Here is a 17,031-nt window from a genome sequence, read left to right as displayed (position 1 = left end):
GCCGGTCAGCAGTAGAGGTTGGCTCCGGCCGACACGCCGAGGATGCCGACGAACTGCTGGTACCTGGTGACGCGGCTCTGCACCTGCGCGGGGTTGCCGCCGTTGCACTCGATCGAGCCGTTGATGCTGCGGATGGTCTGGCCGAACCCGGCACCGGTGACCATGGCGTTGTGCGCGGTCATGGTGCCCGGGCCGTTCTGGGTCATCCAGTACCAGATGGCGGTCTTCCAGGCCACCGCGGCGTCGTTCTGCACCAGCCACGGGTTGGTCAGCAGGGGCAGCCCGAGGGCGTTCCCGGCGGCGTTGTAGTTGAAGTTCCAACTGAGCTGGATCGGCCCGCGCCCGTAGTACGCGGCCTGTCCGGCGGGACAGCCGAAGGACTGGCCGGGGTCGCAGTAGTGCGGGTAGTTGGCGGTGTTCTGCTCCACGATGTGCACGAGCCCGCCGGTCTCGTGGTAGACGTTCGCCAGGAAGGCCGCCGCCTCCTGCCGCTGCACGGTGGCGCTGCCGGTCTTGCTGAACGCCGGGTACGCGCTGAGCGCGGCGACGAGCCCGGAGTACGTGTAGAACGAGTTGCGGCCCGGGAACATCTGGTTGAACTGGGCCTCGCTCACCACGAAGCTGCCGGGATTGGTGGGCGGGTTGGTCGGCGGCTGGCTCCCGCAGGTGTACGGCTCCCAGTACCAGGTGCTGACGATGGGGTCGTAGCCGGGATTGTCGTGCTCGGCGATGTAGTACTGGCCGTTGCTGTACCGCACGATGCTGCCGGCGGGGTACCAGGTGCCGGCGACCCAGTTCGGGTGGTTGCAGCTTCCGCTGGGCGGCGGCGTGGTGCCGCCGCCGTCGCAGGCGCCGAGGTCCTGCCAGACGCCGGTGGTACCCGGCGGGGCCTCGTTCTGGGTCCACCACTTCGCCTGGTAGTTGCGCCCGTTGCGGGACGCCTGGTCGCCGCCCCAGTAGACCGCCGAGGCCTGCCACGGCGCCGCGCAGGCCGCCGCCGATGCCGGGGTCGTCGGGATGATCACCATGAGTCCACTGGCGACAGCCAGCGCCGTGAGCGCGACCAGGGCGCGCAGTCTCGACATGGTCACTCCTTCCTGGATGCATCGAAGCCGATGGCTGGCGCGCATCGACGGAAGTGACCGTAACACGTTCTGTTTGGAAACCTTACTAATGATTTCGGGGTGCGAGGCGGCGGCAGGGTACCGTGGCGTCCCCAGGTCGGTCCCCGGCTCACGCCGGCGCACGGTCGATCCCCCACGACCGCCCGCGCGCTCTGCCGCGACCGGCACCACAGAGGAGGACCCAGGGCGATCCGACGGCCGGCACCCGCATCGTCACGCCGCGCCGAACGGGTCCGCCACGTCCCGGAGGGAGCCCGCGACGTCCTGAAGGGAGCCTCGACGGCCCTGAAGGGAGATTGTCCGAATCCGAAAATCGGCCGAGCATATTGACAGCCGTCCGTGGATTTGATCACCTTTCGGCAACATGTCAGTAATACCCGGGAAATTGCTCCCGGGCGTGCCATCCCCACCACGGAGGCATCATGAACCGTTCCACCCGACCAGGCCGCCGCCTGTTCGCCCTCGCCGCCGCGCTGGCCGCCATCGGCGCGGTCGCCCTGGCCGTGCCGACCGGCGCCGGGGCCGATCCGATCGGTGCCGGCAGCTACACCACCACCCGCCCGGCGGGCGCCGCCGGACCCTCCGGCTGCGCCGACATCGCCACCAACCCCCGGCGGTGGGTCACCGCCAACGCCCCGGCCGGGGCCGTGCCGACCAACGACTGGTGGTCGTCACTGCTGTTCAAGCGCACCGAATGCGCCTACTCGGTGCCGCTGCACGCCCACCCGCTCGCCTTCCAGCCGGCGGCCGGCGGGCTCGGCGTCGGCTACACCACCACCCCCACCGTCTCCGGCACCCCCACCACGGTCGGCGAATACCACTACCCGTACAGCACCGAGTTCACCCTCGGGGTGACCGGGCTCAACTCGCCGGACGTCAAGGTGGACGGCTGGACCGACTGGACCGTCACGCCGTACTGGTCGGACGGCACCCGGACCCTGCGGGCCACCGTCGGGCACGGACTGCCGTTCGTCTACGCCCAGGTCACCGGCGGCAACGCCCAGCTCGCCTTCGGGGCGACGCCGACGGTGTGGAGCAACAGCGGCGCCCGGATCGGCTTCACCGTACGCGGCCACGACTACGTCGCGTACGCGCCGACCGGGGCGACCTGGACCGTCGCCGGCAACACCGTCAGCTCCACGCTGGCCGGTCGGGGCTACTTCTCCGTCGCCCTGCTGCCCACCACCTCGGGCACCCCGGCCGCCGACCGGGCCGCGCTGGCCGACAGTTACGGCCGGTACGCCCACGCGCACGTCACCGGCACCCGGGTCGACTGGCGGTTCGACCAGGCGACCAGCACGGTGCACGCCACCTACGCGCTTGCCACCACCGCCCGGGAGGGCACCGAGCGGAACACCGTCGTCTCGCTCTATCCGCACCAGTGGAAGAACCTCTCCTCGGGTACCCCGATCTCCCAGACGTACGTCTCGCCGCGCGGCGCGCTGCGTACCCTGGTCGGGGTCGGGTCGTTCGGCACCGCCATCCGCTACTCCGGCGTGCTGCCCGAGTTGCCCGCCGTGGCGACCTCCAGCGGCGCGGACCTGGCCACCCTCGGCGGCTACCTGGACCAGGTCGCCACCGGTGACCCGCTGGCCGGCTTCGGCAACGACACCTACTGGACCGGCAAGGCGCTCGGCCGGGCCGCCCGGCTCGCCGAGATCGCCGACCAGTTGGGCCGGACCGCCCAGCGGGACCTGCTGCTGAACGCGATCCGCACCCGGCTGACCGACTGGTTCACCGCCTCGCCGGGCGAGACCGGGCGGGTGTTCCACTACGACCGGGCCTGGGGAACGCTGGTCGGCTATCCGGCATCCTACGGGTCCGACCAGGAACTCAACGACCACCACTTCCACTACGGCTACTACATCGCCGCCGCCGCCACGCTGGCCAAGTTCGACCCGACCTGGGCCCGCGCCGACCGGTACGGCGGAATGGTCAACCTGCTGATCCGGGACGCCAACGGCGTCGACCGGGCCGATTCGATGTTCCCGTTCCTGCGGGACTTCGACATCTTCGCCGGGCACGACTGGGCCTCCGGGCACGGCTCGTTCGGCGCCGGCAACAACCAGGAGTCCTCCTCGGAGGGGATGAACTTCGCCAGCGCGCTGATCCAGTGGGGACTCGCCACCGGCAACACCGCCGTACGCGACGCCGGGCTGTTCATCTACACCACCCAGGCGCAGGCGATCCAGGAGTACTGGTTCGACTCCGCCGACCAGAACTTCCCGGCCGCGTTCGGGCACCGCACGGTCGGGATGGTCTGGGGCGACGGTGGGGCGTACGCCACCTGGTTCAGCGGCGAACCGGAGATGATCCAGGGCATCAACATGCTGCCGATCACCGGCGGCTCGCTCTACCTCGGCTACCGCCCGGCCTACGTCACGGCGAACTGGAACGAACTGGTCACCAACAACGGCGGGCCACCGACGGTCTGGCAGGACGTCCTCTGGTCGTTCCAGGCGTTGGCCAGCCCGGACGCCGCGCTGGCCAGCTTCCGGGCCAATCCCAACTATCCGCCGGAGGAGGGCGAGAGCCGGGCGCACACCTTCCACTGGCTGCGCAACCTCGCCGCACTCGGCCAGGTCGACACCACGGTCACCGCCAACACCCCGCTCTACGCCGTCTTCACCCGGGGCGGGGCCCGCACCTACGTGGCGTCGAACATCACCGGCAGCCCGGTCACGGTGACCTTCTCCGACGGCCGGACCCTGACCGTGCCGGCCGGGCGTACCGCCACCACCGGGGCGTACACCTGGAGCGGCGGGAACGCCGGGGGCGGGACGTCGAACCCGACGCCGTCACCGACTCCCACGGCTGGTCCGACGCCGACGGCGAGTCCGACGCCGACCCCGACCGGCCCGCCGACCACCAGCAACCGGCTCTACGTCCGCTCCGGCGGGGCGCTGTCCGGCACGCCGGGCGGCGGGGCGGGCACCGTCACCCTGCCGGCGGCGAACGGCAACCACGACGGCACCCCGAACAACCCGGTCACGCACCGGGTCTGCGGGCTGACCGGGTCCTACCAGGGCGGCGGGGCGACGACGTTCGCCCTGCACGTCGACGCGGGAACCGCCGTCGGGGCCGGGGTCCAGGCACGGATCTCGTACGACTTCACCGGCTCCGGCAGCTACGGACGGGTGGAGACGTACGCCTACTTCGCCACCGACCCGGTACCCGGCACCGAGTCCTACACCCAGGCCGCCGGAGTACGCAGCACGTCCGGCAGCTTCGCCGCGATGACCGGCGGCTGCGTACGCCTGGAGGTCTGGAACGCGATCGGCTCGGCGCCGACCACGCTGCGGGTCGACGCGACCGCCGCCCAGAGCCCGCAGTCGACCGTCACCATCCCGTTCACCCTCTCCGGCTGAGCCGGTGACCCGGCGGTGCGTGCCCGGAACCGGGTACCGCACCGCCGGGCAGGGTACGACGATGCCCGCACCGGCGGGTAGCGGACGGCCTGGACGGCGGCCACCGACGACGGGTGCGCGGGGCAGTCGACGGGTGGTCGGCTATCCGTCGGCGCCGCCGATCGGGCCGACCGTCAGCTCCGGCCCGGGCTGCCGGCCGGCGAGGCGACCGGGCCCGATGCGGTCAACGTGCGGACGTCGCTGGTCAGGCGCTCGGCGCTGAGCTGGACACCGTCGCGCCGGACGGCGGTGGCGACGGACCGGGCCCGGGCGACCACCTCCGGTCTCAGGGCGAGGTCGAGCGCGCTCGTCAGCGATTCGGCGGTCACCGTGTCGGACAGGTGCGGCGTTCCGATGCCGAGCTGTTCGACGCGTTCCGCCCAGTAGTGCTGGTCGTACATCTGCGGGACGACGACGTGCGGCGCGCCGGCCATCGCGACCAGTGCGGTGGTACCCGCGCTACTGGGATGGACGACCGCCGCGACCCGTCGGAACAGCGCCTGTAGGTTGACCTCGCCGACGGCGATGCAGTCGGACCCGTCGTCCGGCAGCGCCACGTCGGCCCAGCCCCGCGAGATGACGGCGCGGCGACCGAGCGCCCGAGCCGTCTCGACCAGCACCGGGCCGAGGTCGTCCTGCATCCGGACCATACTGCTGAAGCCGAAGTAGATCGGCGGCTCGCCGTCGTCGAGGAACGCCTCCAGCTCCGGCGAGAGTGGCCGCTCGTCGGGCAGGATCCAGGCGCCGGGCTGGAAGACCTGCTGGTCGGCGGGCTCGGGCCAGGGTCCGAGCGTCGGATCGGCGGCCAGCCACGGCCGGTCGGTGAAGACGTGCCCGCGTACGTCGTCGAGTGCGGGCAGCCCCACCGCCGCCCGGTGCCGGTTCAGCGGCGGACCGAACCTCTCGTTGACGTTCTCCGCGTCCCGCGCCCACAACTCCCGGTGGTCGGCCCCGGCCGGCGCCAGTTCCCGGCCCAGCAGCGGCACCGGCGGCGGCGCGTGGTGCGGCGACGGCAGTTGGTTCGGGCTGTACACGGCGAAGACGTAGCCGATGCCCAGCATCTCCGCCACCGAGTGCACCGCGGTCAGCCCGGGAGTGGTCGAGACGACGACGTCGCAGCCGTCGGCGACCGGCGGAATCCGGTCGAACTGGGCAGCCACCTGCGCCTCGGCCATCAGCCGGAGCTGCTCGGCCGGAAGCGAGGCCGGCGGGCTGCTGGCCAGGGCCTGGCGCATCACGGGACCGATCGGCGTGACCGGAATGCCGAGCCCGCCGATCCAGTCCTGGAAGTCGGGCGGCACGCACATCCGGACCTCGTGACCGGTGGCCCGCAACCGCATCGCCAGCGCCAGCAGCGGCTGTACGTCGCCCCGCGAGCCGACGGTCGTCAACAACACACGCACGCGCAGATCCCCCATCCATCAGCCATGGTCGGCCCGCACCCAACCGACGTCGCGGCGTCCGGCAATCGATTCATCGACGATCGGCAGCGCTACCGTAACGACAGCTATTCACAGGGTCAAGCGACGAGCGGAAACCGCATTGGACACCCCCGCATCCGTGCTGGTCGACCGGTCGGCGCCGGAGAATTCTTCTCTGTCTTTTGGGCAGCACTGAAAAGGGATGCCGACCGCCCTGGGCTGGTGTTACGGTCCTGGAGCTGGCGAGCGACTTTGCTCGCCGTGAATGTTATGGACATCGTCACCCGGGCACCGAACCGCATCATTCGAACTAGACCGACGACGCATCCACCCCGCATCGTCACGGTTACCCGAACAGTCGCAGTCCGGCTGTTGCACGGAATCCCGGGAAAACGACGGAGCAGCGCGACGAAAGTGAGCGAACATGAGAGGCGGACGACAGTCGGGTTGGAAAGAGGCGGACCTCCGTCGCCCGTGGTGACGACAAGCCTGCCCGGTTCCGCAGGCGATGACACACGTGCGCGTCGTCCTGGAACTTCCGGCGGGAACAGCGCCGGTCGCCGGGGCCGGCGCGCGGCCGTTTTCGACCAGCTCCGTCGGCCATCCGGCGGAACACCGTGAATCCTCGACGAGCAGAGAGCCGGGAACAGCGATGAGTGTTGACTACAAGGTTCCGACGCCCGAGGCGGTCGGGGCGTTCTACGACCAGGTGAACGCGATCGTCGCCAAGGTCCAGGGCGGGGCCATGCACTACGGCTACTGGACCGGCCCCGACGACGACAGCGACTTCGAGACGGCCAGCGACCGGTTCACCGACATGATGATCGAGCGGATCGACGCGCGACCGGGCCAGCGGGTACTCGACGTGGGCTGCGGTCCCGGCCGACCGGGCGTACGGCTGGCCAAGTCCAGCGGTGCCGAACTCGTCGGCATCTCGGTCAGCGAGCAGGACGTGCGCCTGGCCAACGAGCGGGCCCGCGCCGAGGGGGTGTCGGACCGGGTGCGCTTCGAGCAGGCCAACATGCTCGCGCTGCCGTTCCCCGACAACTCGTTCGACCACGCGATGGCCTTCGAGTCGATCGTCCACGTGCAGGACCGGGTGGCGGCGCTGCGGGAGATCGCCCGGGTGGTCCGCCCCGGTGGACGGATCGCGCTGACCGACTTCACGGTCCGGGAGGGCCCGGAGGGCGGCGCCGACCAGACCGTGGTCAACGTGTACGACTCCTGGCACAGCGCCGCGCCGGTCAAGGCCGAGGAGTACGAGGCGTTCGTGCCACAGGCCGGACTGGTGCTCGACGAGATCACCGACATCACCGACAACGTGAAGTACACCGGCATGTGGACGTACCTCGAACTGCGGCGGTACGCGCGGGAGAACCCGGTGCCGCCCGAGGTGGACAAGATCCTCGGTGTCTTCGGACCGCTGCTCAACGGTACGGAGGGCGCGCCGGGTCTCACCGACGAGCAGCTCGTGCAGGGATGGCGACGCCTGCTGACCAAGGAGCAGGTGCAGGGAATGATCATCGTGGTCGCGCACCTGCCGGCCGACTGAGTTCGGCGCCGACACACCTCCGGGCGGGGACCTGCGGCGAGTCCTCTGCCCGTCGGAAACCTCGTCGTGCAAGCGAACCGGCATGCGGTCGACGACGAGCGCATGCCGGTTCATCGTCTCGGCCGGCCAACCTACCGATGACCACGGCCGCTACCAACGGGGAGTTCCGCGTGCGCGTGTTGCTGACGACAGTCGGGTCGCGAGGCGACGTCCAGCCGCTGCTGGCGCTGGCGGTGCGGTTGAAGGCCGCCGGCCACCAGCCCCGAATGTGCGTACCCCCCGACTTCCAGGACTGGATCGGCGGGCTCGGCATCGAGGTCACGCCGATCGGCGCCGCGATGCGGAAGGTCCTCGGCAGCAGCCCACGGACCTCCTACACCCCGGAACAGTTACGCGGAATGGCCGAGGCGCAGGTCGCCGCCCAGTTCGACAAGATCGCGGCGGCGGCCGACGGCTGCGACGTCATCGTCGCGGCGAGCCCGCTGCTGCTGACCGCCCGTTCGGTGGCGCAGATGCGTGGAATCGGCTACGTCTTCGCCGTGTACAGCCCCAACATGCTGCCGTCGCCGCACCACGCACCGCCGCCGATGCCGCTGCCGGGCCAGCTCCCGGCGCCGCCCGGGGCCGACCACCGCGAGCTGTGGGCCCGGGACGCGGAGAAGACGAACACCATGTTCCGGGCCGCGCTCAACGCCCAGCGGGCCTCCGTCGGCCTGGCCGCGCTCGACGACGTACGCGGCCACGTCTTCACCGACCGGCCGTGGCTGCACGCCGACCCGACGTTGGGCCCCTGGCCCGAGCCCGCCGACCAGCAGGTCTTCCACCGGCACGTCTTCCAGTCCGGCGCCTGGATCCTGCCCGACGAGCGGCCACTCTCGCCCGAACTGGAGGCGTTCCTCGACAGCGGCGAACCGCCGGTCTACTTCGGCTTCGGCAGCATCCGGGTGCAGCACGACCTCGGACAGGTGATGGTGGAGACGGCTCGTGCGCTCGGCCGCCGTGCCGTCGTCGCCCGGGGCTGGGCCGAGCTGACCCTGCCGGACGACGGATCCGACTGCATCGCCGTCGGCGAGGTCAACGAGCAGGCGCTGTTCCGGCGGGTCGCCGCGGTCGTCCACCACGGCGGCTCGGGTACCACCACCTCCACCGCGCTGGCCGGTGCGCCGCACGTCGTCGTCCCACAGATCTACGACCAGCACTACTGGGCGGGACGGGTCGAACAGCTCGGCATCGGGGTCGCGCACGCGCCCGGCGTACCGACCGCCGACTCGCTGACGAGCGCGCTCAAGTGCGCCCTCCAGCCGGACGTCGCCGAGCGGGCCCGATCCGTCGCCGCCGTCGTCCGCCGTGACGGTACGCAGCTCGCGGTCGAGCGCATGACGACCACCGACCTACGCGCCTAGCCTCAGTACGTCGGCCGCTGCTGGCGGCGGGAGTACGAGGCTCGATGCGCGTCCAAGGCCCGCTTCGTCAGGGTCTCGCTGTCGTCTGTCTCCGGGGGTCGGCTTCCCGGACCGCACCGTTCGTATCGGTCAGGCTCGTCGGGCTTTGGCGTGCTTGACCGCGAGCAGGCCGAGGCCGACCCCGAGGACGGCGGGAATCCCGATCAGGGCCAGGTCGTCCACGCCGTTCTCGACAGCCGACTCCTCGATGACCAACGTGTAGAGCAGGAAGCCGCTGACGAGCAGCAGAGTGGCGGCCAGGCCGAGCAGCGTCCGCTGCCGTGCCACCCGGAGACCCCACCCGGCCAGGGCGACGAGGGTGACGATCACCACCAGGTGCCAGTACTGGATCACCATTGAAGTTCCTCCTCGGCAGTCGGCCGATCCGTTGCGGCACCGTAGCAGCGACGCATACACGACGGAGTGCCGCGACCGGGCTCGCCGTCGCCGCTGCGACCGGGGTTCGCACCGTGGCCGGGCGTACCACGGCGGGGTACACCCGTCCGTTAGTGGGCGCCGTACCCCGGACATGCCGACGGGGGCCGCGCCTTTCGGCGGGCCCCCGCGGCTTCCCGACCTCCTACGGGGGCTCGGGGTCGGGAAGGCGAGACCTGACACGTCGGCCGGGGGGCCTACGTGTGGTCGGTGTTCGGGTGTGCCTGGGGCGACGGCCGGCCGACCGTGAACCAGGCGATGATGCCGACCAGTGGGGCGAGGACGACCAGCCAGACCCAGAGGGTACGGGCGCGGTCTTCCAACCCCGAGTGGATGACCTTCCACAGGGTGAAGAGGATCAGGGCGGTGTAGGCGGCCACCAGGACGACCCAGAAGAGGATCCCGGCGATCGTCGTCCCGGTGTCCGCGGCGGCGATCACGAGGCTGTTGCTGTCGACGTACGACATTTCACCGTCTCCTTCGCTACGAGGCTGGTCAGGGTGTTCGAGGATGGGATCGGGTCAGGACGCGTCGCGGCGCTTGAAGGCGAACGCGGCGACTCCGAGTGCGACGACCGCGTACCCGATCGCCACGGCGACCGCGCCGGCCTGGGAGAGCATCCACGGGTGGTTGGCGCCCACGATCTGCGGCGTCAGGTTCGGCAGCAGGATCGAGCCGAACCGGAGCTGCCACGTCGTCGGCAGGAAGTGCGCGAAGACCGGCGCCACCAGGACGAGGCCGCCCAGGGTGGTCAGCGTCGACGCCGTCGAGCGGAGCACGGTGCCCAGGCCCAGCGTCACGATGCAGGTGATCATCACGAGCGCCGCCGCGCAGAACACCGTCGGCAGGGCGTCCGTCGGGTTGGGCCAGGGGTTGAGCGGTGCGGGGCGGTCGCCCAGCAGCAGGGTCGCGCCGCTGAAGGACAGCAGCGCGAAGAGCAGCCCGCCGAAGAGACCGATCGCACCGACCACCGTCGCCTTGGCCGCCAGCAGGGTCCGGCGCTGCGGCACGGCCAGCAGGCCCGGGCCGATCGAGCGGGTGGTGAACTCGCTCGTGATCAGCATGCCGCCGATCGCGCCGATGAAGAACATCACGAACGGCATGACCACCACGGTCGGGTCGGCGGTCTCGTAGTTCGACTGGTTCTCCGGCGGGGCCGCGTCGAAGGACTGGATCAGCATGAACAGGATGAACATCCCGAGCAGGAACGCGCCCACTCCGGCGATGAAGAACGCGTACGTCGACCGGAGCGTCCGGACCTTCATCCACTCGGACGCCACCGCGTCCCGGAACACCTGTCCAGCCGACACACTCGGGACCGCGGCAGCGGCGGTCTCCGTCGTGTCCGGACGGGTCTGCAGGGTGGTCATGGTCATGCCGTCCTCTCCGTGGCGGCCCGGTACTCGACCGCGTCGCTGGTCATCTCCAGGTAGACGTCCTCGAGCGAGGCGCTGCGCGGCGTCAGTCCGTGGATGGGGATCGACGCCGCAGCGGCGGCGTCGCCGATGGTGGGGGCGTCCACCCCGACCGCCACGAGCCCGTCGTCCTCGGTACGGGTGACGGTGGCGCCGAGGCCGGTCAGGATGGGGGCGAGTTCGTCGGCCCGGGGCGAGCGCACCAGCACGTCACGTTCGAACCGGTCGCGCATCGCCGTCATGGAGGTCTCCTCCAGCAGCCGGCCCCGCCCGACGATCAGCACGTGGTCGACGGTGAGCGCCATCTCGCTCATCAGGTGGCTGGAGAGCAGCACCGTACGGCCCTCCGCGGCCAGGGCCCGGAGGGTGCCCCGGATCCACCGGATGCCGACCGCGTCCAGCCCGTTGACCGGCTCGTCGAGCAGGATCACGGCCGGGTCGCCGAGCAGCGCGCCGGCGATGCCGAGGCGCTGCCGCATGCCGAGGGAGAACCCGCCGACCCGCTTGTGCACCACGCTCGCCAGGCCGACCTGTTCGAGCACCGCGGTCACCCGGGACTTGCCGATGCCGTTGCTCCGGGCCAGGCAGGCGAGGTGCTGGAAGGCGGTACGGCCGGGGTGCGCGGCATCGGCGTCGAGCACGGCGCCCACCTCGTGCAGCGGGCGGCGGATCCGGTCGTACCGGCGGTTGCCGATCAGCGCCTCGCCGGAGGTCGCCTCGTGCAAACCGAGAATGATTCGGAGGGTGGTGGACTTACCCGCCCCGTTCGGGCCGAGAAAGCCGGTCACCACACCCGGGCGGACTTCGAACGACAGATTGTCGAGTGCCAGCGTCGAGCCGTACCGCTTGGTCAACTCCTTCACCACGATCATAGGTAAATGGTTTCAGGAGTGGGGTGTCCCGCGCGTCTGGCCATGGTCAGAATTCCATGTCATACCTGGGTCATACGTGCCGGCCCGTCAGCCGGTACGTCGCCGAGGTCGACGACGGGCCGGGCGAACTGGGCGTCGTAGAGCTCCCGGTACGGGCCGCCGGCCGCCAGCAGAGTGGCGTGGTCGCCCTGCTCCACGATCCGCCCGTGCGCTATCACCACGATGAGGTCGGCGTCGCGGATGGTGGAGAGGCGGTGTGCGATGACGAAGCTGGTCCGACCGGCCCGCAGCTCGGCCATCGCCTCCTGCACCAGCATTTCGGTCCGGGAGTCCACCGAACTGGTCGCCTCGTCGAGAATCAGCAGTTGCGGATCGGCGAGAAAGGCCCGGGCGATCGTTATGAGCTGCCGTTGCCCGGCGCTGACCGTACCGTTGTCGACGTCGATCACGGTGTCGTAGCCGGCCGGTAGCGAGTGCACGAACCGGTCGACCCGGGCCGCCCGGGCCGCCGCCCGGACCTCCTGGTCGGTCGCGTGCGGGCGGGCGTACCGGATGTTGTCCCGGATCGTCCCGTCGAACAGCCAGGCGTCCTGGAGCACCATGCCGATCCGGCTGCGCAGGTCGGCCCGGCGCATCGTCGTCAGGTCGACGCCGTCCAGCCGGATCCGTCCGGAGTCCACCTCGTAGAACCGCATCAGCAGGTTGACCAGGGTGGTCTTGCCGGCGCCGCTGTGACCCACCACGGCGACGGTCGAGCCCGGCGCGACGTCCAGGGAGAGGTCCTCGATCAACGGCTCGTCCGGCTGGTACCGGAACGACACCTGTTCGAAGGTCACCCGGCCCCGGAACGGGGCGGGCGGCGGGGCGTCCGGCTCGGGCTCCTGCTCCGGTGCGTCCAGCAGCGCGAAGACCCGCTCCGCGGACGCCACTCCGGACTGCACCAGGTTGGCGATCGACGCCACCTGGCTCAGCGGCTGGGTGAACTGCCGGCAGTAGTGGACGAACGCCTGCACGTCGCCGAGGGTCATCGCGCCGGAGAGGATCCGGAACCCGCCGACGACCGCGACCGCCACGTAGCCGAGGTTCCCGATGAACATCGTGGCCGGCACGATCATGCTGGACATGAACTGGGCCCGGAACGAGGCCCGGTACAGGCCGTCGTTGTGGGTGGCGAAGGTCTCGGCCATCTCGTGCCGCCGCCCGAACGCGGTCACCAGCTCGTGCCCGGTGTACGCCTCCTCGACGTGCGCGTTCAGGCTCCCGGTCACCGCCCACTGTGCGGCGAACTGCCGTTGCGACCGCTTGGCGATCTGACGGGTGACCAGCAGCGACAGCGGCACCGCGAGCAGCGCGACGACCGCCAGCAGCGGCGAGAGCAGCAGCATCGCGGCGACCACGCCGACCAGGGTGAGGACTGCGGTGAGCAGTTGGCCGAGCGCCTGTTGCAGCGTCTGCGCGACGTTCTCCACGTCGTTGGTGGCCCGACTCAGCAGGTCGCCCCGGCGATGCTGGTCGAGGTAGCCCAGCGGTATCCGGTGCAGCTTCTCCGCCACCTCGGAACGCAGCAGCCGGACGTGCCGGTTGACCACCCCGGTCAGCACCCGGACCTGCCCCCACTGGAAGAGGCCGGCCAGCAGGGCGACGACGACCGCCAGCGCGAGTACCCGGCCCAGCTCGGCGAAGTCGATGCCCGCGCCCGGCAGCACGTCCATCCGTTCGAGCATGGCGGCCCGGTTCTCCGCACCCGACGCCCGCAGCGCCGCCACCGCCTCCGCCTCGGTCTGGCCGGCGGGAAGACTCGCGCCGACCGCGCCCGAGAAGACGACGTCGGTGGCCCGGCCCAGCAGGGTCGGCAGGACGACGGCGCAGACCACGCCGGCCACGCCGAAGCCGAGTACGACCAGCAGTCGCAGCCGGTACGGGCGCAGCCCACGGAGCAGCCGCCGCGCCGTGGGTCCGAAGCTGATCGAGCGTTCGACGGGGGTGGCGACGCTCCGGCGGCCGTTGCGGTTGCCCGGCGTACGCCCGGCACCGCCGTTCACGCCGCGGGAACCTCCGCCTGTTGGGACGCCATGATCTCGCCGTAGGTCGGGCATCGTCCGAGCAACTCCTCGTGTCGGCCGACGTCGGCCACCGCACCGTCGTCGAGTACGACGATCCGGTCCGCGTCCGCGATGGTCGTGATCCGCTGGGCGACGACGATGACCGCCGCGCCCGAGGTGAACGGCCGGAGCGCGTCCCGCAGTCGCGCGTCGGTCGGCAGGTCCAGCGCGGAGAAGGAGTCGTCGAAGAGGTACACCGCAGGGCGGCGCACCAGGGCGCGGGCGATGGTCAACCGCTGCCGCTGCCCACCGGAGACGTTCGTCCCACCGGGCCGGATGGTGGCGTCCAGCCCGCCCGGCATCGCCGCCACGAACTCGCGGGCCTGCGCGACCTCCAGGCAGTGCCACAGCTCCTCGTCGGAGGCGTCCGGGTTGCCGAACCGGAGGTTGCTGGCGACGGTGCCGGCGAAGAGGTACGGCCGTTGCGGTACGACGCCGATCCGGTCGCGCAGCTCGTCGGGGTTCCAGCGCCGGACGTCGACGCCGTCCACCAGTACCGCGCCGTCGCTCGCGTCGAGCAGTCGGAGGATCAGTGCCAGCAGGGTCGACTTGCCGGCCCCGGTACTGCCCACCACGGCGGTGACCTGCCCTGGCTCGGCCCGGAACGTGACGTCCCGCAGCGCTGGGGCCTCTGCGCCGGGGTACTGGAAGGAGACGCCGCGCAGCTCGACACCGCTGCCACCGGCGGAGTTCGGACCCGCCGCCCCGGTAGCCGACCTCGGTGCCGCCGGCCTCGCCGAGCCGTGTGGCGCCGCGCCGTTCGACGCGGGCGTACCGTCGGCCACCGCTGCCCCGGGTGCCGTCGTGCCGGCGGCCGGGTCCGTCGTCATCGACGGTCGGGTGTCCAGCACCTCCGTGATCCGTTCGGCGGAGACGGCGGCGCCGGGCACCGAGATGACCATGAAGGTGGCCATCATCACCGACATCAGGATCTGCACCAGGTACTGGAGGAACGCGATCAGCGCGCCGACCTGGAGGGCGCCGGACTCCACCTGGGCGGCGCCGAACCACAGCACGGCGATGCTGGAAACGTTGAAGGCCAGCACGACGACGGGCAGCAGCATGATCTGGAGCTTCGCCGCCCGCAGGGTGGTGGCGGTCAGGTCCGCGTTCACCCGGCCGAAGCGTTCCCGTTCCCGGGGCTCCTGGGCGAACGCCCGGACCACCCGGACGCCGCCCAACTGGTCGCGCAGCACCGAGGCGAGCGCGTCGACCCGGAGCCTCATCAGCCGGAAGTGCGGCACCATCAGCCGGATGACCAGCCCGACCGCCAGGGCGATCACCGGTACGGCGACCAGCAGCAGCCAGCTCAGTCCCGGGTCCTCCCGGTATGCCATCAGGACGCCGCCGACGCACATGATCGGCGCCGCGACCAGCACCGTGCAGCCGATCACGACGAGGAACTGCACCTGGTAGACGTCGCCGACGGTCCGGTTGACCAGGCTCGGCACGCCGAACCTGCGCATCTCGGTGCCGGTGAACGAGCCGACCCGGCGGAAGACCTCGGCCCGCAGGTCCCGGCCCATGCTCATCGCCGCGTCGGCGCTGAACCGGACGGCCGCGCTGGAGCAGAGGATCTGCGCCAGGGTCACCACCAGCATCAGCGACCCGGAGCGGATGATCGTGCCGGTGTCGCCCCGGGCGATGCCCTGGTCGATCATCTCCGCGTTGAAGCGCGGCAGGTTGAGCGCCGCCGTGGTCGCGGCGACCTGGAGCAGGATGACAAGACCGAGCAGTTTGCGGTACGGCCGCAGCGACCGCCGCAGCAGCCGGGTCAGCACCCGGCGCCGGTCGGGGCGGGATGCGGCGACGCGAAGCGGCCGAGATCGGTCATGCCGGCGAGCCTAACCAGCCGGTACAGAGTACTGCCATGTCATTCCGGAGTGCATTAAAGACAATGCTGAGAGCTCTTTCATTGGAGCCTTGAACAGGTGATTTTAGTGCGGTTACGCGCGCCGTGGTCGCGGTTGCCGCTCGGCCGTCCGTATGATGCCGTCCATGCCCAGGATGCTCGTCACCGGTGGCGCCGGATTCATCGGGGCCAATTTTGTCGAATACACCGTCCGAAATCATCCGCAGTACGACGTCGAGGTGCTCGACGCGCTGACCTATGCCGGCAACCGGGCCAACCTGGCCCCGGTGGTGGAGGTCGTACCCTTCCACCACGGCGACGTCTGCGACAGGGAACTGGTCGACCGACTGGTCAGCCGGGCCGACGTGGTGGTGCACTTCGCCGCCGAGTCGCACGTGGACAACTCGCTGGACGATCCGGAACCGTTCGTCCGGAGCAACCTCATCGGCACGTTCACCCTGCTGGAGGCGGTACGCCGGCACGGCTGCCGGCTGCACCACATCTCCACCGACGAGGTCTACGGGCACCTGCCGCTCGACGGCCCGGACCGGTTCACCGAGACCGCGCCGTACGACCCGTCGAGCCCGTACTCGGCGACCAAGGCCGGCTCCGACATGCTGGTCCGCGCCTGGGTGCGTTCGTACGGCGTGGCCGCCACGCTGTCGAACTGCGCCAACAACTACGGGCCCTACCAACACGTCGAGAAGTTCATCCCGCGACAAATCACGAACATCCTCCGGGGCGAGCGGCCCAAGCTGTACGGCTCGGGGACGAACGTGCGGGAGTGGACCCATGTGGACGACCACAATGCCGCGGTGCACGCGATCCTCGATCGGGGACGCCTCGGCGAGACGTACCTGATCGGCTCGGGCGACGAGCGTAGCAACGCCGAGCTGCTGGCGATGATCCTGTCGTTGCTGGAGCAGCCCGCCGACGCGTACGACCGGGTCCCCGACCGGCCCGGCCACGACCTGCGGTACGCGAACGACACCACCAAGATCCGGTCGGAGCTGGGTTGGCGGCCACGGTACGACGACCTCCGGGCCGGACTGGCCGCGACCATCGCCTGGTACCGGTCGAACGAGTGGTGGTGGGACGCGGCCAAGAAGGCGGCGGAGGCGCGGTACCAGACCCTGGGTAGGTGACCCGTCGGGGCGGCCGGGCTAAACGGCCGCCCCGAGCACCACCGTCCGGCCCGATGTCACCCTCCGTGGGAGCGCATCCATGGTGCGTTCCACCCAGCATCGCCGGCCACATTGACGCGGGGCGATTACCGACGCTCGGTCGGTCACCGTTGGCGCCCACCCTCCGCCACGCGCGGACAACCGGCCGTCGCCGCGAATTCTCGCAGCCGCCGACTCCGCAGCGGGATCACCCGGAGCAAGGCTTCCGGCACCGACAGCAAACGT

The 17,031-nt window shown here is 70.8% G+C and carries 12 protein-coding genes; 4 read left to right on the top strand and 8 right to left on the bottom strand.

Features of this window, described 5'->3' with window-relative positions:
• Positions 1-5 precede the first annotated feature (5 nt).
• Entirely contained in the window at positions 6-1,085 is a 1,080-nt protein-coding gene (locus tag Pen02_RS26320; protein WP_203868789.1) for a glycoside hydrolase family 19 protein, read from the bottom strand.
• A gap of 461 nt (positions 1,086-1,546) precedes the next feature.
• On the opposite strand from Pen02_RS26320, the gene Pen02_RS26315 reads away from it, so the two are divergent.
• The gene (locus tag Pen02_RS26315; protein ID WP_203868788.1) at positions 1,547-4,492 is read left to right on the top strand and encodes a glycosyl hydrolase; all 2,946 of its coding nucleotides are present in this window, start codon (positions 1,547-1,549) and stop codon (positions 4,490-4,492) included.
• Between the two features lie 173 nt (positions 4,493-4,665).
• On the opposite strand, the gene Pen02_RS26310 is transcribed toward Pen02_RS26315, so the two are convergent.
• Positions 4,666-5,934: a glycosyltransferase gene (locus Pen02_RS26310; RefSeq protein ID WP_203868787.1), complete on the bottom strand. Its 1,269-nt coding sequence runs from the start codon at positions 5,932-5,934 to the stop codon at positions 4,666-4,668.
• Positions 5,935-6,604: 670 nt separating this feature from the next.
• Between Pen02_RS26310 and Pen02_RS26305 the strand changes: the two genes are divergently transcribed.
• Positions 6,605-7,504: an SAM-dependent methyltransferase gene (locus tag Pen02_RS26305; RefSeq protein ID WP_203868786.1), complete on the top strand. Its 900-nt coding sequence runs from the start codon at positions 6,605-6,607 to the stop codon at positions 7,502-7,504.
• Positions 7,505-7,674: 170 nt separating this feature from the next.
• On the top strand, positions 7,675-8,907 hold the full coding sequence (locus tag Pen02_RS26300; protein WP_203868785.1) for a glycosyltransferase: 1,233 nt from the start codon (positions 7,675-7,677) through the stop codon (positions 8,905-8,907).
• A 129-nt stretch (positions 8,908-9,036) separates the two neighbouring features.
• Here the strand turns inward: Pen02_RS26300 and Pen02_RS26295 are convergent, their stop codons facing one another.
• From Pen02_RS26295 to Pen02_RS26270, 6 genes are all read right to left on the bottom strand, one after another.
• Entirely contained in the window at positions 9,037-9,303 is a 267-nt protein-coding gene (locus tag Pen02_RS26295; RefSeq protein ID WP_203868784.1) for a hypothetical protein, read from the bottom strand.
• 275 nt (positions 9,304-9,578) lie between these two features.
• Positions 9,579-9,848, bottom strand: a complete 270-nt coding sequence (locus Pen02_RS26290; RefSeq protein ID WP_203868783.1) for a PLD nuclease N-terminal domain-containing protein — start codon at positions 9,846-9,848, stop codon at positions 9,579-9,581.
• Between the two features lie 54 nt (positions 9,849-9,902).
• Entirely contained in the window at positions 9,903-10,757 is an 855-nt protein-coding gene (locus Pen02_RS26285) for an ABC transporter permease (RefSeq protein WP_239141321.1), read from the bottom strand.
• Positions 10,754-11,668, bottom strand: a complete 915-nt coding sequence (locus Pen02_RS26280) for an ABC transporter ATP-binding protein (protein WP_203868782.1) — start codon at positions 11,666-11,668, stop codon at positions 10,754-10,756. Before Pen02_RS26280 ends, Pen02_RS26285 begins: the two co-directional genes overlap by 4 nt.
• 59 nt (positions 11,669-11,727) lie before the next feature.
• Positions 11,728-13,764 (bottom strand): ABC transporter ATP-binding protein, encoded by a 2,037-nt coding sequence (locus Pen02_RS26275; RefSeq protein WP_203868781.1) that lies wholly within the window; start codon positions 13,762-13,764, stop codon positions 11,728-11,730.
• Entirely contained in the window at positions 13,707-15,551 is a 1,845-nt protein-coding gene (locus Pen02_RS26270; RefSeq protein WP_203868780.1) for an ABC transporter ATP-binding protein, read from the bottom strand. Before Pen02_RS26270 ends, Pen02_RS26275 begins: the two co-directional genes overlap by 58 nt.
• A 226-nt stretch (positions 15,552-15,777) precedes the next feature.
• On the opposite strand from Pen02_RS26270, the gene rfbB reads away from it, so the two are divergent.
• Positions 15,778-16,767, top strand: a complete 990-nt coding sequence (rfbB, locus tag Pen02_RS26265; RefSeq protein WP_203869118.1) for a dTDP-glucose 4,6-dehydratase — start codon at positions 15,778-15,780, stop codon at positions 16,765-16,767.
• The last annotated feature ends 264 nt before the right edge of the window (positions 16,768-17,031 follow it).

Origin of the sequence: Plantactinospora endophytica, from assembly GCF_016862915.1 — a bacterium.
Classification (GTDB): domain Bacteria; phylum Actinomycetota; class Actinomycetes; order Mycobacteriales; family Micromonosporaceae; genus Plantactinospora; species Plantactinospora endophytica.
The sequence above is the reverse complement of the archived record's forward strand: the minus strand, read 5'-3'. Positions and strand labels throughout refer to the sequence as shown.

Excerpts from the sequence above, each read along its gene's own strand:
- Pen02_RS26320 (WP_203868789.1), bottom strand. The coding sequence starts at position 1,085 with ATGTCGAGACTGCGCGCCCTGGTCGCGCTCACGGCGCTGGCTGTCGCC.
- Pen02_RS26315 (WP_203868788.1), top strand. The coding sequence starts at position 1,547 with ATGAACCGTTCCACCCGACCAGGCCGCCGCCTGTTCGCCCTCGCCGCC.
- Pen02_RS26305 (WP_203868786.1), top strand. The coding sequence starts at position 6,605 with ATGAGTGTTGACTACAAGGTTCCGACGCCCGAGGCGGTCGGGGCGTTC.
- Pen02_RS26295 (WP_203868784.1), bottom strand. The coding sequence starts at position 9,303 with ATGGTGATCCAGTACTGGCACCTGGTGGTGATCGTCACCCTCGTCGCC.
- Pen02_RS26290 (WP_203868783.1), bottom strand. The coding sequence starts at position 9,848 with ATGTCGTACGTCGACAGCAACAGCCTCGTGATCGCCGCCGCGGACACC.
- Pen02_RS26285 (WP_239141321.1), bottom strand. The coding sequence starts at position 10,757 with ATGACCATGACCACCCTGCAGACCCGTCCGGACACGACGGAGACCGCC.
- Pen02_RS26280 (WP_203868782.1), bottom strand. The coding sequence starts at position 11,668 with ATGATCGTGGTGAAGGAGTTGACCAAGCGGTACGGCTCGACGCTGGCA.
- Pen02_RS26275 (WP_203868781.1), bottom strand. The coding sequence starts at position 13,764 with ATGCCCGACCTACGGCGAGATCATGGCGTCCCAACAGGCGGAGGTTCC.
- rfbB (WP_203869118.1), top strand. The coding sequence starts at position 15,778 with ATGCTCGTCACCGGTGGCGCCGGATTCATCGGGGCCAATTTTGTCGAA.